This is a genomic window from Pseudonocardia alni, from assembly GCF_002813375.1.
GTDB classification, from domain to species: Bacteria; Actinomycetota; Actinomycetes; order Mycobacteriales; family Pseudonocardiaceae; genus Pseudonocardia; species Pseudonocardia alni.
Window position 1 is genome coordinate 2,356,927 of sequence record NZ_PHUJ01000003.1, and the last position, 22,584, is coordinate 2,379,510.

At 74.1% G+C, this 22,584-nt stretch carries 18 protein-coding genes; 3 read left to right on the plus strand and 15 right to left on the minus strand.

What is annotated here, in order from left to right; all coding sequences use genetic code 11:
• Window positions 1-6 precede the first annotated feature (6 nt).
• Entirely contained in the window at window positions 7-852 is an 846-nt protein-coding gene (locus ATL51_RS11840) for an Rv3235 family protein (RefSeq protein WP_100878654.1), read from the plus strand.
• Between the two features lie 179 nt (window positions 853-1,031).
• Here ATL51_RS11840 and secA read toward each other — a convergent pair whose 3' ends face one another.
• From secA to ATL51_RS11890, 10 genes are all read right to left on the minus strand, one after another.
• The gene (gene secA / locus ATL51_RS11845) at window positions 1,032-3,857 is read right to left on the minus strand and encodes a preprotein translocase subunit SecA (protein WP_322789677.1); all 2,826 of its coding nucleotides are present in this window, start codon (window positions 3,855-3,857) and stop codon (window positions 1,032-1,034) included.
• 218 nt (window positions 3,858-4,075) lie between these two features.
• Complete coding sequence (gene hpf, locus ATL51_RS11850; RefSeq protein WP_073576336.1) at window positions 4,076-4,735, minus strand: ribosome hibernation-promoting factor, HPF/YfiA family; 660 nt, start codon at window positions 4,733-4,735, stop codon at window positions 4,076-4,078.
• A gap of 323 nt (window positions 4,736-5,058) precedes the next feature.
• Window positions 5,059-5,787 carry a ComF family protein gene (locus ATL51_RS11855; RefSeq protein ID WP_100880661.1) on the minus strand — a complete coding sequence of 243 codons (729 nt, stop codon included), beginning with the start codon at window positions 5,785-5,787 and terminating at the stop codon, window positions 5,059-5,061.
• Window positions 5,788-5,904: 117 nt separating this feature from the next.
• The gene (locus ATL51_RS11860; protein WP_100878656.1) at window positions 5,905-7,629 is read right to left on the minus strand and encodes an LpqB family beta-propeller domain-containing protein; all 1,725 of its coding nucleotides are present in this window, start codon (window positions 7,627-7,629) and stop codon (window positions 5,905-5,907) included.
• Entirely contained in the window at window positions 7,626-9,302 is a 1,677-nt protein-coding gene (gene mtrB / locus ATL51_RS11865; RefSeq protein WP_100880662.1) for an MtrAB system histidine kinase MtrB, read from the minus strand. Before mtrB ends, ATL51_RS11860 begins: the two co-directional genes overlap by 4 nt.
• Before the next feature lie 133 nt (window positions 9,303-9,435).
• The gene (gene mtrA, locus ATL51_RS11870) at window positions 9,436-10,113 is read right to left on the minus strand and encodes an MtrAB system response regulator MtrA (RefSeq protein WP_020622190.1); all 678 of its coding nucleotides are present in this window, start codon (window positions 10,111-10,113) and stop codon (window positions 9,436-9,438) included.
• A gap of 25 nt (window positions 10,114-10,138) precedes the next feature.
• Window positions 10,139-10,783: a dTMP kinase gene (locus tag ATL51_RS11875; protein ID WP_100878657.1), complete on the minus strand. Its 645-nt coding sequence runs from the start codon at window positions 10,781-10,783 to the stop codon at window positions 10,139-10,141.
• A gap of 16 nt (window positions 10,784-10,799) precedes the next feature.
• Window positions 10,800-11,279 (minus strand): NUDIX hydrolase, encoded by a 480-nt coding sequence (locus ATL51_RS11880; RefSeq protein WP_073576339.1) that lies wholly within the window; start codon window positions 11,277-11,279, stop codon window positions 10,800-10,802.
• Window positions 11,280-11,387: 108 nt separating this feature from the next.
• Window positions 11,388-12,875, minus strand: a complete 1,488-nt coding sequence (ahcY, locus tag ATL51_RS11885) for an adenosylhomocysteinase (protein ID WP_100878658.1) — start codon at window positions 12,873-12,875, stop codon at window positions 11,388-11,390.
• Window positions 12,876-13,128: 253 nt separating this feature from the next.
• Complete coding sequence (locus ATL51_RS11890; protein ID WP_100878659.1) at window positions 13,129-14,469, minus strand: glutamate mutase L; 1,341 nt, start codon at window positions 14,467-14,469, stop codon at window positions 13,129-13,131.
• Between the two features lie 119 nt (window positions 14,470-14,588).
• On the opposite strand from ATL51_RS11890, the gene ATL51_RS11895 reads away from it, so the two are divergent.
• Complete coding sequence (locus ATL51_RS11895) at window positions 14,589-16,220, plus strand: long-chain fatty acid--CoA ligase (protein WP_100878660.1); 1,632 nt, start codon at window positions 14,589-14,591, stop codon at window positions 16,218-16,220.
• 75 nt (window positions 16,221-16,295) lie between these two features.
• Here the strand turns inward: ATL51_RS11895 and ATL51_RS11900 are convergent, their stop codons facing one another.
• Entirely contained in the window at window positions 16,296-17,831 is a 1,536-nt protein-coding gene (locus tag ATL51_RS11900; protein ID WP_100878661.1) for an amino acid permease, read from the minus strand.
• A gap of 93 nt (window positions 17,832-17,924) precedes the next feature.
• A complete protein-coding gene (gene ald / locus ATL51_RS11905) occupies window positions 17,925-19,025 on the minus strand; it encodes an alanine dehydrogenase (RefSeq protein WP_100880663.1) in 1,101 nt (366 codons plus the stop codon).
• A gap of 95 nt (window positions 19,026-19,120) precedes the next feature.
• On the opposite strand from ald, the gene ATL51_RS11910 reads away from it, so the two are divergent.
• Window positions 19,121-19,624, plus strand: coding sequence for an Lrp/AsnC family transcriptional regulator (locus ATL51_RS11910; protein ID WP_100878662.1), 504 nt, complete (start codon window positions 19,121-19,123; stop codon window positions 19,622-19,624).
• Window positions 19,625-20,007: 383 nt separating this feature from the next.
• On the opposite strand, the gene manA is transcribed toward ATL51_RS11910, so the two are convergent.
• Genes manA through ATL51_RS11925 form a run of 3 tightly spaced genes read right to left on the minus strand, consistent with a single transcriptional unit; the run spans window position 20,008 to window position 22,565 of the window.
• A complete protein-coding gene (manA, locus tag ATL51_RS11915; RefSeq protein ID WP_100878663.1) occupies window positions 20,008-21,219 on the minus strand; it encodes a mannose-6-phosphate isomerase, class I in 1,212 nt (403 codons plus the stop codon).
• A 27-nt stretch (window positions 21,220-21,246) separates the two neighbouring features.
• Complete coding sequence (locus ATL51_RS11920) at window positions 21,247-22,365, minus strand: SIS domain-containing protein (protein WP_100878664.1); 1,119 nt, start codon at window positions 22,363-22,365, stop codon at window positions 21,247-21,249.
• Window positions 22,362-22,565 (minus strand): Trm112 family protein, encoded by a 204-nt coding sequence (locus ATL51_RS11925; RefSeq protein WP_020627721.1) that lies wholly within the window; start codon window positions 22,563-22,565, stop codon window positions 22,362-22,364. Before ATL51_RS11925 ends, ATL51_RS11920 begins: the two co-directional genes overlap by 4 nt.
• Window positions 22,566-22,584: the final 19 nt, after the last annotated feature.

Here is a 22,584-nt window from a genome sequence, read left to right on the forward strand (position 1 = left end):
GGCGCCGTGACCACGACGACGACCGGCACCGCCCCGGCGGGGGGTGCCTCCGGCCCACGGACCGACACCGCCCCCGGCACGCAGGCCGCACCCACGCCACCGCCTCCCGGGAACCGGACCCGTCCCGCCCCGGTTGCGGCCGGTCACGCGCGGCACGCGTCCTCGCAGACGGGGACGGCGGCGCCCGCCGTCGCCCCGGCACCGGGCGCCGATACCGGTGCCGTCGACGCGTCCGGTTCCCCGGTCACGTCCGTGCAGGCCGGGGCCGTCGACGGGCAGGCTCCGCCGCCGCCCGGCCCCGGGGAGCTCCTGGTCCGCACCCCCGCCGACGTGCCGGAACCGCTCGCACCGGGGGTCGTCGTCGTCCTGCCGGGTGGGTTCCGGATGTCCGCCGGACCGGCGCCCGCACCGCGCGAGGCGGTCCGCCCCGTCCCGGTGCCGACGGTGCCCGAGGACGCCTCCCCGGCCGACGCCGAGCGGGTCCGGGCCCCGGCCCACGGGATCGTCCGGCTGCTGACCGAGGTGCTCGCCGGGCGCCGCCCGCCGGACGGGGTCACCGCCGTCACCACCCCGGCGGTGCGCCGCTACCTGACCGCGGCCCGGATCGTGCACCCGGCGCGCCCGTCCCGTGGCCGGCCGGGCCCCGGAGGACGGGTCGGTGCCCCCGGCTGCGGGAGCCCGGGCGGCTCGACCGCGCGCCGGACGCCGCGGGTGCACGTCGGTCTGCCCCGGCCGGACGTGGCCGAGGTCTGCGCGACCGTCACCGTCGCCGGGCGGGTACGTGCCCTGGCGCTGCGGCTGGACCGGGCGCCGGACGGCCGGTGGCTCGCCACCGCCGTCCGGCTCGTGTGAGGCGCGGCGCGGCCGTGCCCGGCCGGATGCGGTTCCCCGCCGCGGCGGGACCTGCTGCGTGCCCCGACTCGTGCGGGGCGTCGCGACCGCGGGGCGCGACCGAGGCGCGACCGAGGGGCGCGACCGCGACCGCGGAACCGGCGCCGCCGGCGGGACCCCCCGCCGGCGGCGCCCGGAGCTCAGCGCCGCCGGCGGGCCTTCTCCGCGCGGCGCCGCTCGGCGCGGTTGACGCCGTCGTCGCCGTTCGGGGACGCGCCGCGGCCACGGGCCGGGACCTGGTGGCGACCGGTACGACCGGTGCCCGGAGCCGCCGCACCGCCCTCGCCGCGACGCGCGACCCCGCCGTCCTCGCCCGGGCCGCTGTACTGCAGGTTCTGCGGCGGGCTGGTGCGGAACAGGTTCGGCAGGACCACGGTGGACTCGGCGGGGTCCTCGGCCGGGACCCGGCGTACGACCGGGATCTCGGTCGTCTCCGGCTCCGCCTCCTGGACGGGGGCGGCCGGCTGCTGCACCTGGACGACGACGTTGAACAGGTGCCCGATCGTCTCCTCCTTGATGCCCTCGAGCATCGCGGAGAACATGTCGAAGCCCTCGCGCTGGTACTCGATCACCGGGTCGCGCTGGGCCATGGCCCGGAGCCCGATGCCCTCCTTGAGGTAGTCCATCTCGTAGAGGTGCTCACGCCACTTGCGGTCGATGACCTGCATCAGGACCTGGCGCTCGAGCTCGCGCATCCCGCCCTGGGCGCCGATCAACGCGTCGATCTCGGCCTCGCGCCGGGCGTACGCGGCCTCGGCGTCGGCGAGGATGACCCGCTCGAGCTCCTCGGCCGACAGGTCGTCGATGTCGTCGGCGACGGTGCGCCAGTCGAGCTGGATCGGGTACAGGCCCTTGACCGCGGTCCACAGCTTCTCGAGGTCCCAGTCCTCGGAGTAGCCCTCGGCGGTGGCGCCGGCGACGTAGGCGTGGATGACGTCCTCGAGCATGTTGCGGGTCTGGCGCTGCACGTCCTCGCCGTCGAGGACCCGGCGGCGCTCGTCGTAGATGACCTTGCGCTGCTGGTTGAGCACCTCGTCGTACTTGAGGACGTTCTTGCGGATCTCGAAGTTCTGCTGCTCGACCTGGGTCTGCGCGCTGCGGATCGCGCGGGTGACCATCCCGGCCTCGATCGGCACGTCGTCCGGCAGGTTGAACCGGTTCATGATCGACTCGACGACCTGGCCGTTGAACCGGCGCATCAGCTCGTCGCCGAGGGACAGGTAGAAGCGGGACTCGCCCGGGTCGCCCTGACGGCCGGACCGGCCGCGCAGCTGGTTGTCGATGCGGCGGGACTCGTGGCGCTCGGTGCCGAGCACGTAGAGCCCGCCCGCGGCGCGGACCTCGTCGGCCTCGGCCTTGACCTGCTTGCGCATGCGGTCGAGCACCGCGTCCCACGCGGCCTCGTACTGCTCACGGGTCTCGACCGGGTCCAGTCCCTGGCTGCGCAGCTCCAGGTCGGCGAGGAACTCGGGGTTGCCGCCGAGCATGATGTCGGTACCGCGACCGGCCATGTTCGTGGCGACGGTGACGGCGCCCGCGTGCCCGGCCTGGGCGATGATCTGCGCCTCACGCGCGTGGTTCTTCGCGTTGAGCACCTCGTGCGGCACGCCGCGGCGCAGCAGCAGCGTCGCCAGGTACTCGGACTTCTCGACGCTCGTCGTACCGATCAGGACCGGCTGGCCCTTCTCGTGCTTCTCGGCGATGTCGTCGGCGACCGCCTCGAACTTCGCGGGCTCGGTCTTGTAGATCAGGTCGGCCTGGTCGGCGCGCACCCGCGGCCGGTTCGGCGGGATCGAGACGACCGACATCTTGTAGATCTCGTGGAGCTCGGCGGCCTCGGTCTGGGCCGTACCGGTCATGCCGGCGAGCTTGTCGTAGAGCCGGAAGAAGTTCTGCAGCGTGATCGTCGCCAGGGTCTGGTTCTCCGGCTTGATCTCGACGCCTTCCTTGGCCTCGATCGCCTGGTGCATGCCCTCGTTGTAGCGACGGCCGGCGAGCACACGACCGGTGAACTCGTCGACGATCAGGACCTCACCGTCGTTGACGATGTAGTCCTTGTCCTTCTTGAACAGCTCCTTGGCCTTGACCGCGTTGTTCAGGTAGCCGACCAGCGGGGTGTTCGCGGACTCGTAGAGGTTGTCGATGCCGAGCTGGTCCTCGATCAGCGCGACACCCTCCTCGGTGATGCCGACGGTGCGCTTGCGCTCGTCGACCTCGTAGTGGATGTCCTTGGACAGCATCGGCGCGAGCCGCGCGAACTCCTGGTACCAGCGGGCGCTCTGCTCGGCCGGGCCGGAGATGATCAGCGGCGTGCGGGCCTCGTCGATGAGGATCGAGTCCGCCTCGTCGACGATGGCGAAGTTGTGCCCGCGCTGGACCATGTCGGCGGTGTTCCACGCCATGTTGTCGCGCAGGTAGTCGAAACCGAACTCGTTGTTCGTGCCGTACGTGACGTCGCAGGCGTACTGCTCGCGGCGCTGCGCCGGGGTCATCTCCGACAGGATCACGCCGACGGTGAGACCGAGCCAGCGGTGGATGCGGCCCATGGTCTCGGAGTCGCGCTTGGCGAGGTAGTCGTTCGTGGTGACCACGTGCACGCCGTCGCCGGGCAGCGCGTTGAGGTAGACGGCCAGCGTCGAGGTCAGGGTCTTGCCCTCACCGGTGCCCATCTCCGACACGTTGCCCATGTGCAGCGCACCGGCACCCATCAGCTGCACGGTGAACGGACGCTGACCCAGCGTGCGCCGGGCGGCCTCGCGCACGGTGGCGAAGGCCTCGGGCAGCAGCTCGTCGAGCGACTCGCCGTCGGCGTGGCGACGGCGGAACTCGTCGGTCTTGGCGCGCAGCTGCGTATCGGTGAGGCCCTCGAAATCGGGCTCCAGTCCGTCGATGTGCGCGGCGATCTTCGCGAGCCGCTTCACCAGCTTGGTCTCGCCGGCCCGGAGGAGTCGACTCAGGAAGGGCACTGCCGACCTCATTCACGTCGCGGTCAGGTCACGGGGCCCCACCACGGTCTCCGCGCACGCCCGGCACCCGGTCGGCGCCGTGAACGGCACCGGCGCGGCACCGGCGCGGCGCGGCGGGCGGACCCCGCCGTCCATGGTACGGGCACGCCGTGGCAGGTCCGCGCCGCGGCGGGGACAGCTCACCCCGTCGCGGCGCGGCCACCGCCGGTCGTGTGCCGTCAGCCGTCGAGCCGGATCACGCCGTAGTCGTAGCCGCGGCGGCGGTAGACGACCGAGGCGCGACCGGTGTCACTGCAGGAGAACAGGTAGAAGTCGTGACCGACGAGCTCCATGCGCGAGAGCGCCTCGTCGACGGTCATCGGGGTGGCCGGGTGGGTCTTCTCGCGCACGATCCGACCGGGCCGGTACTCGGCCTCCCACTGCTCCTCCAGCCGGAGCAGCTCGTCGTCGGTGAGGGACTCGTCGTGGCTGCGCGGTGCCGGGATGGTGTCGGTGACGGGAGGGGCCGCTTCCATCAGCGCGACGGCCGAGGCGTCGGCGGCGGCGCGGGAGGCGGCCACGCGGTCGCGGCGGCTGGGCTTGCGGCGGTCGTGGGAGCGGCGCAGCCGTTCGGCGAGCTTGCCGACGGCCATGTCGAGCGCGGCGTAGAAGTCGGCGGCGGAGGCCTCGGCGCGGGCGACGGCTCCGCAGCCGCCGCGCCCGGTGATCTCGACGCGCTGGCAGGACTTCTGCTGACGGCGGTTCGGCTCGTGGAAGAGCTCCACCTCCATTCCGACGATCTTGTGGTCGTGGCGTTCCAGGCGGCTGAGCTTGTCCTGGACCAGGCCACGGAAGTGCTCCGGCACCTCGACGTTCCGGCCGGTGACGACGATCTCCACTCGAACATCCCTCGCTTCAGTCGTGCTGAACCCGGGACTCGACGACGGCCCCGGGGGGTGGGCTCGCGGTCGTTCCTCCTGATGTGGTAGCGGTCGGAGTTCAGCGGACGTTATCGGGAAATCCGCCTCCGGGACAGGTCGTTCGCCGACCCGTCGGGTGGACACCCTGGCGCCATCGGACGCGGTGTGCGACGACCCTGTGGCACCCGGTGACCGGCCGCGCGCGGAGCGTCGCGCTCACCTCCGGATCGCGCTTCCGGCGACCACTGTGGATGGCGGACCGGAGATCGGCGGACCGCCGTTCTATGTGACCGCAGTCACAGTCAACTGTCCGGTCGGCGGCGGCGGGCCGAGGCGTCGGCGAGCACCACCGCGCCCACGGCGGGCAGTCCGGACGCGGCGAGCACCGCCCCGCAGGCCCGCAGGGTCGCCCCGGAGGTCACGACGTCGTCGACCAGCAGCACCGCCTCCCCCCGGGCCGCAGGCACCGGCTCGCGGCCGCGGGCCGGGTGCAGCGCCGAGGCCAGGTTCGCCGCCCGGCCCGCGCCGTCGAGCCCCACCGAGTCCCGCGCGCGACGGTGCAGGGCCAGGGCCGCGTCGGTGCGGGCAGGCAGCCCGGCAGCGGTCAGCAGCGGCGCCAGCGCCCGGCACAGCCGCAGCACGTGGTCGCCGCCGCGCACCCGGGCCGCCGACGGCCGGGACGGGGCCGGCACCAGGCGTACCGCGGCCGGGTCCGGCGTCCCGTCGGCCCGCGGCGCGAGCACCGCCGACACCGGGCCCACCAGCAGCCCGGCCAGATCCGGCGCCAGATCCCGCCGGCCGCGCTCCTTGTAGGCCAGCACGGCCCGGCGCAGCGGCCCGCGGTAGCGCCCGGCCGCCGCGACCCGGCCGGCGCCGGGCACGCGGACCGGCACCGGGCCTGCGGTGTCCTGCGCGCAGGCCGGGCACCAGCCCCCGCTGCCGGGTGGCCCGGCACCGCAGCCACCGCAGGTCCGGGGCAGGAGGAGGTCCAGCAGGGCGGCGGCCGGGGACGGGGCTCGGGTCGGGGTCACGGCTCCGATACTCGCCCCCGGCACCGTCGCCGCGGCCCCGCCGGAGTCCGCCCGGGCCGAGTTGTCCACAACCACCGGAGTTGTCCACAGGCCGGGGATCCGGCCACCGGGACCCGCTCAGCCGGGGTAGAACGGCTGTGCGGCCGCGCCCGTCCCGCCCGCCTGCTGCCAGGCGTCGAACTCGCCGCCGGAGTAGCTCCACAGGCCGGTCCGGTCGGTCACGTACAGCGGGCGCCCCTCGGCGGCGGCCAGCGCCCCCAGCGGCGCGGTCAGGTTCGTGCCGGGGATCTGGTCCAGGCGCAGACCGTCGGCGCTCACCTCGGACATGGGGCGGTCCGAGTCCGACGCGACCACGATCCGGTCCGCGGAGTGCCAGTCGATCGACACCACGTCGTCGAGGTCCCCGGGCCGCAGGCGCCGCAGCGGCCCGACGGCGACCTCGCCGTCGTCGAGCGGGACGATCGGGCCGACGAGCAGCGCACCGTCGGCGACGACGGCGATCCGGCCGCCCTCACGCGCCAGCGCGACGTCCCCGATCCGGCCGAGCGGCGTCAGCCGGCCCGCGTCCACCGCGCCCTCGACCGGCGGCCCGGACGGCGGGACGAGGACCCGGCGCAGCCTGCCGTTCACGACCGCCCAGATCTCGTCGCCCGCCCCGTTCCAGCTCAGCGAGCGGACGTCGGCGCCGGACACCGGGGTGGCGGTGAGCTCCCCGCCCAGCGGGCCGGTGAGCAGCCGCTGGGTGCCCGTCGACTCCCGGGACACGACGGCGATCCGCCCGCTGCGCGCGGACGCGGCGGCCTCGGTGATGTCGAACGAGCCGTTCCCGGCCTGCCCGGCGACCGGCGCCGCCACGCCGGTCGCGCTGAGCTGACGGACCCGGCCGCCGTCGACGACGTAGGGGAACGCGGGGGCCCGGCCGGGGCCGGCGACGAGGTCGGCCTGGTCGGCGGCCGACACCGTCGGCGTGGCGGGGACCAGCGGTCCGCCATCGGCCAGCAGCTCCACCCGCGGCACGCCCACCCCGCCGAGGGTCTGCGCGACCTGCGCGGCGAGCAGCTCCCGGTCCTGCGGGGACAGCCCCGACACCCCGGTCAGCTCGATCGACGCGGTGCCCGCCGCGGGGTCGGTCGTCGCCGAGCGGATCCGCGCGGTCGCCGGGAACATCGTCACCGCCGCCCCGGCCAGGCCGGTGGACGGCCCGCGCAACAGCACGTCGACGGCGTCCATCGCGAGCTCGCCGGGACGCCCGCTGCGGATGTAGTGCCCGTCGGGCAGCAGCATCCGGCGGACCGGGTCGACGAACCAGGCCTGCAGCTCGCGGTAGTGCGAGCGGAAGTCCGACAGCCGGACCATCACCCCGGGCGGTGGCCGGTCGATCCGCCAGTGCTCGCCCTCCCGGACGACGCCGACGTCGACCTCGACCCGCTGGGGGGAGGACTCGAACGCCCCGCCCGGCCCGACCGTGCCCAGCCGGGTGCCCCGCACCCGCACCGTCATCCGGTCCGGTCCCGCAGTGCCGTTCTCCGGCGACACAACGGTGTCGAACCGCTCGTCCAGGACGGTCAGCGACGCCGCGTCGTCCCAGTCCGACGCCGACGCCGACAGGTAGCGGCGGGCCTGCGCGTGCCGGTCGTCGGGCGAGCCGGAACGGTAGACGAACCCGCGGACCAGGCCGAGCGGCTCGTCGTCCTCGATCGGGCCGCTCAGGTTCTGCTCGGCGGCCTGCTCGCCCTGGCGCAGCACCTGCACGTCGGACTGCTGGGGCACCGTCGCGCACCCGGCGACGACGGCGGCGGCGACCGTCACGACCAGCGCCGCCAGCGCACGGCGGGCGGTCACCGGTCGCCGCCCGGGTCGATGATGGCGCGCTCGGCGGGCTGCATCGGCGCGTGCTCCTCGGGGCGCAGCCGCCACGGGTCCTCCTCGCGCAGGTCGCGGCCGATCCCCTGCGGCGGGGTCGGCACCGAGCTGCCGTTGCGCCGGTCCCCGGCCGCGGCGGCGGGCGGGCCGAGCGGGAGCGGCGAGGCGGTGATGTGCCCACCCACCTCGCGCGGCAGGGTCAGCCGGAACGCCGAGCCGTTGCCCGGCTCGCCCCAGGCCTGCAGCCAGCCGCCGTGCAACCGGGCGTCCTCGATGCTGATCGACAGCCCGAGCCCGGTGCCGCCACTGCGCCGGGCCCGCGACTCCTCGGCCCGCCAGAACCGGTTGAACACCAGGTCGGCCTCGCCGGGCCGCAGCCCGACGCCGTGGTCGCGCACGACGACGGCGACCGCGGCGTCGTCGCCGGCCACCGTCACCTCCACCGGGCGGCCCTCGCCGTGGTCGATCGCGTTCGCGACGAGGTTGCGCACGATGCGCTCCACCCGGCGCGGGTCGGCCTCGATCAGCTCGCCCGCCGGCAGGTCCAGGACGAGGTCGGTGCCGGCGTCGGCGGCGATGCCGCGCACCGCGTCGGTCGCCCGCCGCACCACCGCGGACAGGTCGACCCGTTCGGCACCCAGCTCGGCCACGCCGGCGTCGAGGCGGGAGATCTCCAGCAGGTCGGCGAGCAGCTCCTCGAACCGGTCGAGCTCGGTGACCAGCAGCTCGGAGCTGCGGCGCAGCGCCGGGAGCAGCTCGTCGCGGGAGGCGTAGAGGACGTCGGCGGCCATCCGCACAGTGGTCAGCGGCGTGCGCAGCTCGTGGCTGACGTCGGAGGTGAACCGCCGCTGCAGCGCCCCGAACTCCTCGAGCTGGGCGATCTGCGCGGCGAGGCTGCCCGCCATCTCGTTGTAGGACTCGGCGAGCCGGGCGACCTCGTCCTCGCCGCGCACGGCCATCCGCTCGTCGAGGTGTCCCCCGGCGAAGCGTTCGGCCACGTCGGCGGCGTGCCGGATCGGGCGGACCACCTGCCGGGTGACGAGGCTGGCGATCGCGGCCAGCAGCACCAGCAGCACCAGCCCGCCGACGATCAGCGTGCTCTGCACCAGCCCGAGCGTCAGCTGCTCACCGTTGAGCGGGAACAGCAGGTAGAACTGCAGCTCCCGGCCCGCGGTGGCGATCTTCTGCCCGATGACGAGGTTCGGGACGCCGTCGACGGTCGTGTACTGGCGGTTCAGGCTGTCCAGCGACCCGCGGGCGGTGATGTCCTGCTGGCGCGCGGTGATCTGGCCGACGTCGCCGGCGGACACCTCGGGCCCGTTCGCCGACCCGGTGGTCAGCGCGGCGCTGAACTCCCCGGCCGTCCCGGCCCGGCCGGGGCCGGTGGTGTCGGTCAGCCGTTCCAGGGCGGTGTCCAGGATCTCCTGCACGCCCTCGCGGTCCGGGTCGACGCTCGCCAGCTGCCCCTCCAGGACCTGCCGGTTCGCGTCCGACTGGGAGATCGCGGCGTCGAGCTTGCTCTGCAGCAGCCGTTCGGCGATCTCGCTCTGCAGCACCAGGCCGAGCACCAGCACGACCGCCGACGACAGCGCCAGCGTCGAGGTGACCACCCGCAGCTGCAGCGACCGCCGCCAGGCCGCGGCGATGAGCATGCCCAGCTCGTGCGCCTGCACCCGCAGCGGGCCCAGCGCGCGGGCGACCCGCCGGGCCCCGGGCAGCCGGGCCAGCCGGGTGCGGAGTCCGCGGCGACGCGTCACCACGGCCGGTGCACCCGCGGCGCGCCGGTCACGGAGGACCGGCCTTGTACCCCACCCCGCGGACGGTCAGGACCACCTCGGGGCGCTCCGGGTCGCGCTCGACCTTCGACCGGAGACGCTGCACGTGCACGTTCACCAGGCGGGTGTCCGCGGCGTGCCGGTAGCCCCACACCTGCTCGAGCAGGACCTCGCGGGTGAACACCTGGCGCGGCTTGCGGGCCAGCGCGACGAGCAGGTCGAACTCGAGCGGGGTCAGCGCGATCGGCCGGCCCTCCCGGGTGACCTGGTGCGCGGGCACGTCGATGTCGATCTCGCCGATGGACAGCTGCTCGGCGGGCTCGGCGTCGTTGCGGCGGACCCGGGCCCGGATCCGCGCGACGAGCTCCTTGGGCTTGAACGGCTTCACGACGTAGTCGTCGGCGCCGGACTCCAGCCCGAGCACGACGTCGACGGTGTCGCTCTTGGCCGTCAGCATGACGATCGGGACGCCGGACTCCGCCCGGATGGCCCGGCACACGTCGATGCCGTTCATGCCGGGCAGCATCAGGTCGAGCAGCACCACGTCCGGCTGGGTGTCCCGGACGGCGGGCAGTGCCCGCGTCCCGTCGGACACGACCGCTGTCTCGAAGCCCTCGCCCCGCAGCACGATGGTGAGCATCTCGGCCAGGGCCGGGTCGTCGTCGACCACCAGTACGCGCGACTTCATGGACGTCACTATCCCAGCCCCGTGATCAGCACCGGTGCAGCAGGGCGGGCACGAGGGCCGTCGGTGCCGCGGCGGGGTCGTCGAGCACCGTCCAGCGGCTCAGCCAGGACCGCGCCGCCAGCTCCCGGTAGACGGCGTCGGTGCGGGCCTGCAGGCCGTCGTCGCTCTCGTAGGCGTCGCGGGCGCGGCCGGGCTCGGTGGCCGCGCGCGACCTCGCACGCTCCGCGGCGACCTCCCGGGGCGGTGCCAGCAGCAGCTGGTGGCCGGGCACCGGGATGCCGAACCGGTCGATCTCCAGCGCCCGGACCCAGCCGACGACCTCGCCGCCGGCGTCCTGGCCGAGCCGGGCGGCGCTGTAGGCGGCGTTGGAGGCGACGTAGCGGTCCACGAGCACGACGTCGTGCGCGGCGAGCGCCGCACGCAGCCCGGCCGCGGCGGCCCGGCGGTCGAGCGCGAACAGCACCGCCATCGCGTGCACCGAGGAGGCGAGGTCGCCCATCCGGCCGTAGAGCGCGTCGCGGGCCAGCTCGGCGTGCACGTCGTCGTCGTAGCGGGGGAAGGCCGTCGTGGTGACCGAGGCGCCGTGTGCGCGCAGCCCGGCGACGAGCTCCGTGGTGAACGTGTTCTTGCCCGCACCGTCCAGTCCCTCGACGACCACCAGTTCCCCCACGGCGGTCGAGCCTAGGTCAGGCACCCAGCTCCGAGACGGTGGGCCAGGTCGTCGCGAAGCCCGGGTGCAGGTCCAGCTCGCCGAGCCGGTCGGTGCGCACCCAGCGCAGCTCGGTGCTCTCCGCGCCGCGCACCCGGACCGGCGGCGCGTCCGGCGTCCGCACGACGACCGTGGTGTAGCTCCAGCCGCCGTGGTCGTCGACGAACTCCTCCACCGGCGCCAGCCCGGCGACGGCGAGGGTGCTCTCCTCGGCCGCCTCGCGCAGCGCCGCCCGCACCGCGGACTCCCCCCGGTCCCGGGCACCGCCGGGGATCCCCCAGGTGCCGCCGTGGTGGCTCCAGGACGCCCGGTGCTGCAGCAGCACCCGGTCGACGCCCGCCGGGTCGGCGTCGTCGCGGTGGCGCACGAGCAGCCCGGCCGCGCCGAACAGGCCCCAGTGCCGGTGACCCCGGGCGCAGTGCACCCAGCCGTCACCCGACCCGATCTCGATCGTCATCCCGACGGTGACCCCCTGGTACGCCGACGGCGCGGCGCCCCGGGAAGGGGCCACCGCGCCGTCGGAACGGAGAACGCGGTACCGATGCGCGATCCGCGAGCTTCTCGCTCAGTAGCGGTAGTGCTCCGGCTTGTACGGACCCTCGACGTCCACGCCGATGTACTCGGCCTGGTCCTTGGTGAGCTTGGTCAGCTCGCCACCGAGGGCCTGCACGTGGATCCGCGCGACCTTCTCGTCCAGGTGCTTCGGCAGCCGGTAGACGTCCTTGTTGTACTCCTCGTGCTTGGTGAACAGCTCGATCTGGGCGATCACCTGGTTCGAGAAGCTGTTGGACATCACGAACGACGGGTGGCCGGTCGCGTTGCCCAGGTTCATCAGGCGGCCCTCGGACAGCACGATGACCGAGTGGCCGTCCGGGAAGATCCACTCGTCGACCTGGGGCTTGATGTTGATCTTCTTGATGCCCTCGACGCGGGACAGGCCCGCCATGTCGATCTCGTTGTCGAAGTGACCGACGTTGGCGACGATCGCCTGGTGCTTGGCCCGCTTGAGCAGGTCGACCGTGAGGATGTCCTTGTTGCCGGTCGCCGTGACGATGATGTCGGCCTGCTCGATGACCGAGTCCAGGGTCGCGACCTGGTGGCCCTCCAGCAGCGCCTGCAGCGCGCAGATCGGGTCGACCTCGGCGACGATGACGCGCGCGCCCTGGCCCGCCAGCGCCTCGACCGAGCCCTTGCCGGTGTCGCCGTAGGCGGCCACGACGGCCACCTTGCCGCCGAGCAGCACGTCGGTGGCCCGGTTCAGGCCGTCGATCAGCGAGTGGCGGATGCCGTACTTGTTGTCGAACTTCGACTTGGTGACCGAGTCGTTGACGTTGATCGCCGGGAAGAGCAGCTCGCCGCGCTCGGCCAGCTGGTACAGCCGGTTGACGCCGGTGGTGGTCTCCTCGGTGACGCCGCGGATGTCGGAGTTGATCGTCGTCCAGCGCTGCGGGTCCTCGGCGAGGCTGCGGCGCAGGGTGTCGAACACGACCCGCTCCTCGTCGGAGACCGACAGGTCGTCGTCGTCGAAGCTCGGCACGACGCCGGTCTTCTCGAACTCGACGCCCTTGTGCACGAGCAGGGTGGCGTCGCCGCCGTCGTCGAGGATCATGTTCGGGCCGACGACGTTGCCGTCGGCGTCACGGAACTTGAACAGCTGCTCGGTGCACCACCAGTAGTCCTCCAGCGACTCGCCCTTCCAGGCGAAGACCGGGACGCCCTGCGGGTTCTCCGCGGTGCCGTGCGGGCCGACGACCGTCGCGGCGGCCGCGTAGTCCTGGGTGGAGAAGATGTTGCAGGACACCCAGCGGACGTCGGCGCCGAGCGCGACGAGGGTCTCGATGAGGACCGCGGTCTGGGTGGTCATGTGCAGCGAGCCGGCGATCCGCGCGCCGGTCAGCGGCTTGGACTCCCCGTACTCACGGCGCAGGTCGATCAGGCCCGGCATCTCGTTCTCGGCGAGCCGGATGTCCTTGCGGCCGTACTCCGCCTCGGAGATGTCGGCGATCGCGAAGTCCAGGCCGCCGGCGTGCTGCAGCTTCGGGTGATCGGTCATGGGGTGGGTGCGCCTCCTCAGGCGTAAGAGTCGTACTCGTCGGCACGACGGGTGCGGTCCGACCGGGAGGAGGAGCGGCGTACACGGGTCACGGCGTCCTCCCTCCTCGTCGGAGACAGGCGCCCTTTCTCGTCCGTGCCGGCCGGGCCCGAGCGTGGCGGCCGGTGACGGCCGCTGCAGCGCCTCTCGGCGCCCGGCGATGTCGCGACCTCCATGGTTCCGAGCCACCGCGGGGGTGTCAACTCAGGGGTGATCAGCCTGTCAGGTGCTCGGCGAGCAGCCCGCCCGCCGCGACCTCGCGGCCGTGCGCGGCCAGCAGCCCGGCCGGGGCGAGCACGGACTCGCTGTCGACCCGCACCTCCGCCCGGGCCAGCAGCGGCGCCAGGACGGCGTCATGGCGCACCGTGCGGGCCGCCGCGGCCAGCCCGGCCGCGTCGCGCTGGCGGAACACGCCCCCGGTGAGCACGACGAGACCGATCTCACCCGCGTCGACGGGGGTGTCCGGGCCGGTCCCGGGGTGCGCGGGGTCGGCCAGGACGCCGGTGTGGCGCAGGTGCCTGCGCAGCGCGACCACCGCCGCGATCGCGGCCAGCCTGCGGTCCTCGGCGGCCGCGCCCCGGTCGGCGGGCACGGTGGCCCGCGACTCCTGCAGCGCGGCGACGGCCGGGCCGAGCAGGTCGGCCTCCACCGGGTCGACGATGCCCTCGGTCTGGGCCTCCGTCAGGACGCCGACGGCGCCGTCGCGCACCCCGAGATCGCCCTCCACGGTCGCGGCCGCCGGGCCGGGCCCGGGGCCGCCGCGGTGCACGTCGGTGGTCGCCGACCCGACGTCGACGACGAGCACCCCGGTCCCGGTCAGCCGGGCCAGTACCCCGGCTCCGGCGCCGACCGCGGCGTGCGTGGCGGAGTGGACCAGCGCGCCGAACCGGCCGGTGCCCGCCCCGAGGACGTGCCGGGCGTAGAGCGCGGCGACGGCGTCCCGCGCGGGCCCGGCGACGATCCGGCCCGGCTGCGGCGTGACGTTGGGGCAGGTCGTGACGGCCCGCCCACCGGCCAGCAGCAGGCCGAGCGCGTCGGCGCGGGCGTCGTCGTCGTCGACCGAGAGCAGCACCGGCCAGTGCCCGCGGGTGCGGGCCAGCCTGCCCGCGTTGTGCAGCAGCACCGCCGGGTCGGCACCGTCGGCACCGCCGAGCAGCAGCACCGCCCCGGGGCGGCGGCTCGACAGCTCCAGCACCGCGTCGGGCTCCAGCGGCCCGGGGTGCACCCCGACCACCCGGGCCCCCGCGGAGCGGCAGACCCGGTGCCCGGCCTCGGTGGCGATCAACGTCTCGGCCCCGACCACGGCCAAACGCAGCGCCCCGCCCGCCGAGGAGCAGGCCAGCACCCGCGGCGCGGCACGCCTGCCCCGGCCCGCGGCGGCCGCCGCGGCGGCGACGGCCGCGTCGACCCCGGTGAGCACGTCGGGCGTGGTGGGGTGCTCGGCGAACCCCGCCGGGGTCCCGTCGGGCAGCACCAGCACGGCCTTGGTCGAGCAGGAGCCGACGTCGAGGCAGACCGCAGGCGTGTGCGGGTCGTCCGGCGACGCGTCGGTCATGGACGGCGAGCGTACTGCGGTCGGGCGGTCACAGGGAGTGTCCGCGGCAGATCCCTTGCGACCCGCACCTGCCCGAGAGGTGGGTGATCGCGGTCACCCCCGCCGGTAGGTTGATCGATGTGCTCGGACTGATGCAGGACCGCCCGCTGACCCTGCCGCACGTGTTCCACCGCGCGGAGCAGCTGTTCGGGCGCAAACGGATGGTGACCGCTCGACCGGACGGCACCGAGGACGTCGTCACGGTGGCCCAGTGGGCCGGACGGGTACGGCGGCTCGCGACCGTCCTGGACACCCTGGGCGTCTCCGCGGACGGCCGCGTCGGCACGTTCTGCTGGAACACCTCCCGGCACCTGGAGCTCTACCTCGCCGCCCCGTGCACCGGCCGGGTGCTGCACACGCTCAACATCCGGCTGCACCCCGACCAGCTCGTCTACGTCGCCGAGCACGCCGGCGACGAGGTCGTCTTCGTCGACCGGTCCCTGCTGCCGCTGTTCTGGCCGCACGTCGACCGGCTGCCCGGCGTCGCGCACGTGGTGGTGCTCGACGACGGCGCCGACGTCGCGGTCCCCGACGACCCGCGGATCCGGTCCTACGAGGAGCTCCTGGCCGCGGCCGAGCCGTACGCGGGCCGGTTCGTCGTCGACGACGAGAACACCGCCGCCGCGATGTGCTACACGTCCGGGACCACCGGGAACCCGAAGGGCGTGGTCTACAGCCACCGCTCGACGATGCTGCACTCGCTCGTCACGCTGCTCGCCGACGGTCCCGCGCTGGCCGAGCGCGACGTCGTCATGCCGGTGGTGCCGATGTTCCATGCGAACGCCTGGGGCCTGCCCTACGGCTGTCTGCTCGCGGGCACCGACCTGGTCTTCCCCGGCCCGGACCTGTCCCCTGGCGCGATCGTCGACCTCGTCGAGCGGCACCGGGTCACCGTCACCGGCGGGGTCCCGACGATCTGGATGAACGTCCTGCCGCTGCTCGGCGACCACGACCTGTCCTCGCTGCGCACGATCTTCTGCGGCGGCTCGGCGGTCCCGAAGGCGCTGTGCGAGGAGTACCGCGTCCGGCTCGGGGTGCCGCTGCTGCACATCTGGGGCATGACCGAGACCTCCCCGATCGGCACGATGGGCGTGCTCGGCTCGCACCTCGACGGCGCCTCCGACGACGAGCTCGCCGCCGCCCGCGTCCGCCAGGGCAGGCCGATGCCGCTGGTGGAGATGCGGATCGTCGACCCCGAGACCGGTGAGGAGATGCCCTGGGACGACCACGCCACCGGTGAGGTGCAGGCGTCGGGGCCGTGGATCGCGAAGGAGTACTACCGCGGTGAGGGCGGCGGCGCCCAGTTCACCGACGACGGCAGGCTGCGCACCGGCGACGTCGCCACCGTCGACCCGTACGGCTCGTTCCGGCTGGTCGACCGCACCAAGGACCTGATCAAGTCCGGCGGCGAGTGGATCGGCACCGTCGAGCTGGAGAACGAGATCATGGCGCACCCGAAGGTGGCCGAGGCCGCGGTGATCGGCGTCGCGCACCCGCGGTGGGTGGAGCGGCCGCTGGCCTGCGTCGTCGTCGAGGACGGGCAGTCCCTCACCCTCGACGAGCTGCGGGAGTTCCTGGCCGACCGGGTCGCGAAGTGGTGGCTCCCCGACGCGCTGGAGCTGGTCGACGAGGTGCCCAAGACCAGCGTCGGCAAGTTCTCCAAGAAGACCCTGCGCGAGCGGTTCGCGGACTACACCCTGCCGACCGCATGATCGTCGGTACCTGAGCGCAGCCCGGCCGGGCCGCGGCTGCGCTCAGGTACCGGTCGATCCGTGTCAGGGGCCGCCTCAGTCGGAGGACGTCGCCTGGGCGGGCAGGTCGCCGCGCTCGCGGCGGCCGAGGATCGAGTTCTTCCGTGAGTACGCGAAGTACACGATCACGCCGATGACCATCCAGATGACGAACCGCAGCCAGGTCTCGACCGACAGGTTCAGCATCAGCCAGACGCAGGCGAGCACGGCCAGGATCGGCACGAGCGGCACCAGCGGGGTGCGGAAGCCGCGCGGCAGGTCGGGCCGGGTCCGGCGCAGGACCACCACGCCGATCGAGACCAGCACGAAGGCGAACAGCGTGCCGATGTTGACCATCTGCTCGAGGTCCTGGGCCGGGAAGAACGTCGCGACCAGGGCGATCACGACGCCGATCAGCCAGGTGGCCCGGCCCGGGGTGCCGAAGCGGTTGGTCTTCGCCAGCGCGGTCGGCAGCAGGCCGTCGCGGCTCATCGCGAAGATGACGCGGATCTGGCCGAGCATCAGCACCATGACGACCGTGGTGAGGCCGAGCAGCGCGCCGACGGCGATGATCGTCGCCGCCCAGTTGATGCCGAGCGAGGCGAACGCCGTGGCCAGCGTGGCGCGGGTGCCGTCGGGCTTCGTGGCCAGATCGGTGTAGGGCACCATGCCGGTGATCACCAGCGCGACGGCGACGTAGAGCACGGTGACGATCGCGAGCGAGCCGAGGATGCCGCGGGGCAGCGCCTTCGACGGGTTCTTGGTCTCCTCCGCGGTGGTCGCGACGGCGTCAAAGCCGATGAAGGCGAAGAACACGATCGCGGCGGCGGCGAACACGCCGTAGACCCCGAAGACGCTCGACGAGGCGCCCCCGAAGAACGACAGCAGCGACTGCTGGATGCCGGTGCCGGTCTCGACGGTGCCGGGCGTGGGCTCCGGGACGAACGGGGTGTAGTTCGCCGCGTTGATGAAGAAGGCGCCCAGGATGATCACGAACAGCACGATCGCGACCTTGATCGTGGTGATCACCAGGCTGACCCGGCTGGACAGCTTCGTGCCGCGGTAGAGCAGGAACGCCAGGACGACGACGAGCAGCAGCGCACCCCAGTCGAAGGAGAAGAAGCTCCCCAGCTCGAACGAGGTCGAGACCTCGATGCCGATCAGGCCGAGGGTCTGGGCGAGGTACTCCGACCAGCCCTTCGACACGTAGGCCGAGCCGACCGCGAACTCCAGGACCAGGTCCCAGCCGATGATCCAGGCGATGAACTCGCCCAGGGTGGCGTAGGAGAAGGTGTAGGCGCTGCCGGCGACCGGCACCGTCGAGGCGAACTCCGCGTAGCAGAGGGCGGCCAGACCGCAGGCCACCGCGGCCAGCACGAACGACAGCGACACCGCGGGTCCCGCGATGTTGCCGGCCGTGCTGGCGGCCAGGGTGAAGATCCCGGCGCCGATGACCACCGCGACCCCGAAGACGATCAGGTCGATCGTCCCCAGGTCCTTCTTCAGCCGGGTGTCCGGTTCGTCGGTGTCCCGGATGGATTGCTCGACCGTCTTGGTGCGGAACATGCCGCCACCACGGCTCGTGACCGTCATGAGCGGTGAAACTACGTCCGCGATGCGGTCTGCGTCACGCCATGCAACGCGGATTTGAGGTCACGATGCGGTTGCGCAACGACACGCCCGGCCTCAGAGGGTCCCGCGCTCCAGCCCGTGGGCCTGCGCGACCTCCTCGGAGAGGAGCACGCCGTGATGGGTCGACAGGCCCGCGGCGAGGTGCGGGTCGGCCTCGGTCGCGGCCCGCCAGCCCTGGTCGGCCAGGCGCAGCACGTGGGGCAGCGTCGCGTTGGTGAGGGCGCGGGTCGAGGTGTGCGGCACCGCACCGGGCATGTTCGCGACGCAGTAGAAGACGGTGTCGTGCACCCGGTAGGTCGGGTCGGCATGGGTGGTGGGCCGCGAGTCCTCGAAGCATCCGCCCTGGTCGATCGCGATGTCGACGAGTACGGCGCCGGGCCGCATCTGGGAGACGAGCTCGTTCGACACCAGGGTCGGCGCCTTGGCCCCGGGCAGCAGGACCGCGCCGATCACCAGGTCGGCACCGGTCACCGCCTCGCGCACGGACAGCGCGGTGGAGTACTGGGTGCGCACGGCACCGGCGTACTGCTCGTCGATCACGCGGAGCTTGTCCACGTCGACGTCGAGCACGGTCAGCGTCGCGCGCATGCCGGCGGCGATGGCGATGGCGTTCGCCCCCGCGACCCCGGCACCGAGCACGACGACGTCGGCGCCCGGCGCGCCCGGGACGCCGCCCAGGAGCATGCCGCGCCCGCCCGCCGAGCGCATGAGGTGGTAACCGCCGGCCTGCGGGGCGAGCCGGCCCGCGACCTCGCTCATCGGGGCGAGCAGCGGCAGCCGGCCACGGGAGTCGGTGACGGTCTCGTAGGCGATGGAGGTCGTCCCCGCCGACAGCAGTGCGTCGGTGCAGGCGCGCGACGCGGCCAGGTGCAGGTAGGTGAACAGCGTCAGGTCCGGGCGCAGGTGGCCGTACTCCGAGGAGATCGGCTCCTTCACCTTGAGCAGCAGCTCGGCCGAGCCCCACACCTCGGCGGTGTCGGACACGATCTGCGCCCCGGCCTCCTTGAAGTCGGCGTCGGAGATCGCGGACCCGGCGCCGGCGTCGTGCTCGACGACGACCTCGTGCCCCCGCCCGACGAGCTCGTGCACCCCGGCGGGCGTGAGCGCCACCCGGAACTCGTTGTCCTTGGTCTCCTTCGGCACTGCGACGCGCATGTCCTTCTCCTCCACTCGGCCCGCCAACTGCGTCAATGGTGAAGAAACATCGATAGGGTGCCAACAGAACTGAACAAGATTCTCGGAGGGCTCTCATGAACGATGAATCTTCGGAACCGCGGCGGATCAGGCCGTCACCGTCGAACCCTGTTCGGCTCGACGGTGTCGACCGGGCCCTGCTCCGCCAGCTGGAACGGGACGCCCGCACACCGAACAACTCACTCGCCGCGGGCGCGGGGATCGCGCCGTCGACGTGCCTCGGCCGCATCCGGGCGCTGCGCGAGCACGGGGTGATCCGCGGCTACCACGCCGACGTCGACCCGGCGGCGACCGGCCACCCCCTGCAGGCCATGATCTCGGTCCGCCTGCAGTCCGACGCCCGCGACCGGCTCGCCGAGTTCGTGACCCGGGTGTCCCGCCGCCCCGAGGTGCGCGACGTCTACTTCCTCGCCGGCGACGACGACTACATGATCCGGGTCGCGACCGCCGACACCGTGGCACTGCGTGACCTGGTCGGGACGCTCAACGCCTGGGCGGAGGTCGCGGGCACCCGGACATCGCTGATCTTCGAGCACCACCGGGCACCCGACACCTACTGAGCCCCGTCGTAGCCGTGGCGGAGCAGGGCGAACGTCGCGTCGGTCAGCTCGCGGAACCGCTCCAGCTCGGCCGCCGACGGCCGTCGCGGCGACGGGCGGGCCGTCGACCCGCGCGAGCAGCCAGGCGTACAGCCCGTCGACGACATCGGTGCCCGGCGCGCGGTCGCGCACCGCTTCTTCTCGGCGGAGGCGGCCGCCGACCCGGTCGCGGTGTTCGCCGAGGCGATGGCCGAGGCCGGCGCGACCGGGGCGCACAGCGACGCCGGAGGGGCCGACCTGACCCCGCCGCGGCCCGCCGGACCGGATGAGCCGGAACGCGGTGGCTGCAGCGCGGCGGGCCACCACCCGGCGGCGTGCAGCCCGACGGGCCGGAGCGCGGTGGGCTACAGCGCGTCGCCGGACAGGAAGACGGTGGCCCCGTCCTCGCCGGTGGTCAGCACGGCGCCGCTGTCGGCCGCGGGGAGGAACACCGCGCGACCGCGGGGAAGCTCGACGGTGACGCCGCCGGCGTCGACCGCGGCGTCACCGTCGACGCACAGCAGGATGCGGGCGCCGGTGCCGGGGACGTCGAGCTTGTCCCGGCCGTCGGTGACCGCGCGGCGGAGCAGGAACTCCTCGACCGGCACGTCGTAGCGGTGCCAGCCGTCGGCGCCGGGGTCGGGGACCGGGTCGCGGACCGGCGGCGGCGGGGCGGTGAAGTCGAGGACGCGCAGCAGCTCCGGCACGTCGACGTGCTTGGGCGTCAGCCCGCCGCGCAGCACGTTGTCGGAGTTGGCCATCACCTCGATGCCCGCCCCGGACAGGTACGCATGCAGGTTCCCGGCCGGCAGGAACAGCGCCTCGCCGGGGGCCAGGGTGATCCGGTTGAGCAGCAGCGCGGCGAGCACGCCCGCATCGTCGGGGTAGCGCTCGGACAGGTCGAGCGCGGTCTTCGCCTCGCCGGTCCACTCCTGGGCGGTGCCGCGCTCCAGCAGCCGGACCGCACCGTCCTGCAGGGCCGGGACGAGCCCGTCGAGCACCGACTGGGGCAGCGTGATCCAGGTGGTGAACAGCGCGCGCAGCCCGTCCGGGCACGGCTGGCCGGCCAGCAGCTCGGTGTAGGCGGCGAGCTCGGGGACGTCCAGGGCGCGCAGCAGCTCCACCGTGCGGGCCGGCTCGCGGAACCCGACCAGCGCGACGAACTCGGTCAGCGCGCAGATCAGCTCCGGCTTGTGGTGGGCGTCGCGGTAGCTGCGGTCCGGCGCGTCCACCGCGATCCCCGCGGCGTTCTCCCGCTCCCAGCCCTCACGGGCCTGCTCCAGGCTCGGGTGGGCCTGCAGGCTCAGCGGCTCCTCGGCGGCCAGCACCTTCAACAGGAACGGCAGCCGTCCCTCCCAGCGGTCGCGGCCCCGGCCCAGCGCGGCGACCGGGTCGGCGGCGATGAGCTCGTGCAGCGGGCGGGTGCCCCCGCCGACCGTCGACGGGGCGGCCGGGTGCGCGCCCAGCCACAGCTCCGCCTGCGGGTGCGGTGACGGGACGGGCTCGCCGAGCAGCTCGGCGATGACCGTCCGCGAGCCCCACGCGTAGGTGCGGATCGGGTTCTCCAGCAGTTCCACGGGTCTCCCGGTGTCAGGTGCGCGGGGTCAGGTGATCAGGGTGGCGCCGGTCGCCAGGCCGAGGTACACGGCGGCGATGTCGGCGCGCAGGGCGAGCACACCGGCCCGCAGCAGCGCCGCGTCGCGGGTGCCGCGCGGGATCTCGTCGACCGGGTGTGCCAGGTCGGCGTTCGGCCACTCCCTGCCGAGCACCCGGCGGCTCACCGACTGCGGGTCCTCCTCCCCCGTGCCGAGCAGCACCAGCCGCGGCGGTGGCGCGTCGCCACCGGAGGCCGGGTCGTCGAACGGGTCGTGGAAGATGTCGCCCCCGCCCCGCTCGGACAGGTCGACGGCGACGCGCAGACCGGCCAGGGTGCCCGCCTGCGCGAGCCCGTCGGCGTGCGCGACGACACCGGCGTGGGTGGCCAGCGCCAGCGCGCCGTGCCGGGCCACCGCGGCGGCGGCCGGGTCCACGCCCCACAGCAGCGGCGTCCGCTCGGCCAGCCGCAACGCGAGCGCCTTCGCCGGGTTCACGAACGGCTCGTGCGCGGGCTGGCAGCGCTCGGCCTCGGCGTCCAGCGCGTCGGCGAGCGCCTCGAGCCGGGCCGGGACCTCCTCGCTGCGCATCCCGGGCAGCAGGTCCAGCTCGGCGACGGCGACCAGCGCCACGGTCAGCGCCTGGGCGAACCCGAGCCCCTCGGGCAGCGGGATGCGCGGCTCGACCAGCCGGGCGCGCCCGGCGCCGGCCTGGGCGACCGGCCCGGAGTCCGGCGCGGACAGCACGACCTCGGCGCCGCGGTGCACCGCGACGGCGACCGACTCGGCCAGCTCCGGGTCGGTGGGGTCCGCGGAGTGCGCGACGACGACGTCCAGCGGCCCGATCCAGCCCGGCAGCCGCTCGGCGGTCACGACCGGCACCGGACAGCGGTCGGTGAGCAGGGCCGTGACGAGGTCGGCCACCACCCCGGAGACACCGGGCCGGCGCAGCAGCACCAGCGCGCGCGGACGGTGCCCGCGCAGCCGGTCCAGCCCGGCCTGGCCCGCGGTGTAGAGCGCGGAGCGGACCTGGGCGCCCGCGGTCGCGGCGGCCCGCAGGACGCCCGTGGTGTCCCGCGCCGCCAGCCCCTCGGGATCGGCCAGCAGCGTGTCGTCGAGCACCCCGTTCACCCGTCGTCCCGTCCGTCCCCCGCCGGCCCGGTCCCGGGCAGCGCCTCGTCGAGGAGCAGCACCGGGATCCCGTCGGTCACCGGGAACGCGCGACCGCACGCCGTGCAGGTCAGTCGGTCCTCACCCGGGGTCAGTACCGCGTGCGCGTCGCACGGGCAGGCCAGGATCTCCAGCAGCTGGGGGTCGAGCTGTAGGGCCACGGTTCTCCTCGTCGTCATG

What these genes read in the sequence shown, in the direction of transcription:
- mtrB (WP_100880662.1), bottom strand. Translation starts at nt 9,302, where the DNA reads ATGCTCATCGCCGCGGCCTGGCGGCGGTCGCTGCAGCTGCGGGTGGTC.
- mtrA (WP_020622190.1), bottom strand. Translation starts at nt 10,113, where the DNA reads ATGAAGTCGCGCGTACTGGTGGTCGACGACGACCCGGCCCTGGCCGAG.
- ATL51_RS11880 (WP_073576339.1), bottom strand. Translation starts at nt 11,279, where the DNA reads ATGACGATCGAGATCGGGTCGGGTGACGGCTGGGTGCACTGCGCCCGG.
- ahcY (WP_100878658.1), bottom strand. Translation starts at nt 12,875, where the DNA reads ATGACCGATCACCCGAAGCTGCAGCACGCCGGCGGCCTGGACTTCGCG.
- ATL51_RS11890 (WP_100878659.1), bottom strand. Translation starts at nt 14,469, where the DNA reads ATGACCGACGCGTCGCCGGACGACCCGCACACGCCTGCGGTCTGCCTC.
- ATL51_RS11900 (WP_100878661.1), bottom strand. Translation starts at nt 17,831, where the DNA reads ATGACGGTCACGAGCCGTGGTGGCGGCATGTTCCGCACCAAGACGGTC.
- ald (WP_100880663.1), bottom strand. Translation starts at nt 19,025, where the DNA reads ATGCGCGTCGCAGTGCCGAAGGAGACCAAGGACAACGAGTTCCGGGTG.
- ATL51_RS11910 (WP_100878662.1), top strand. Translation starts at nt 19,121, where the DNA reads ATGAACGATGAATCTTCGGAACCGCGGCGGATCAGGCCGTCACCGTCG.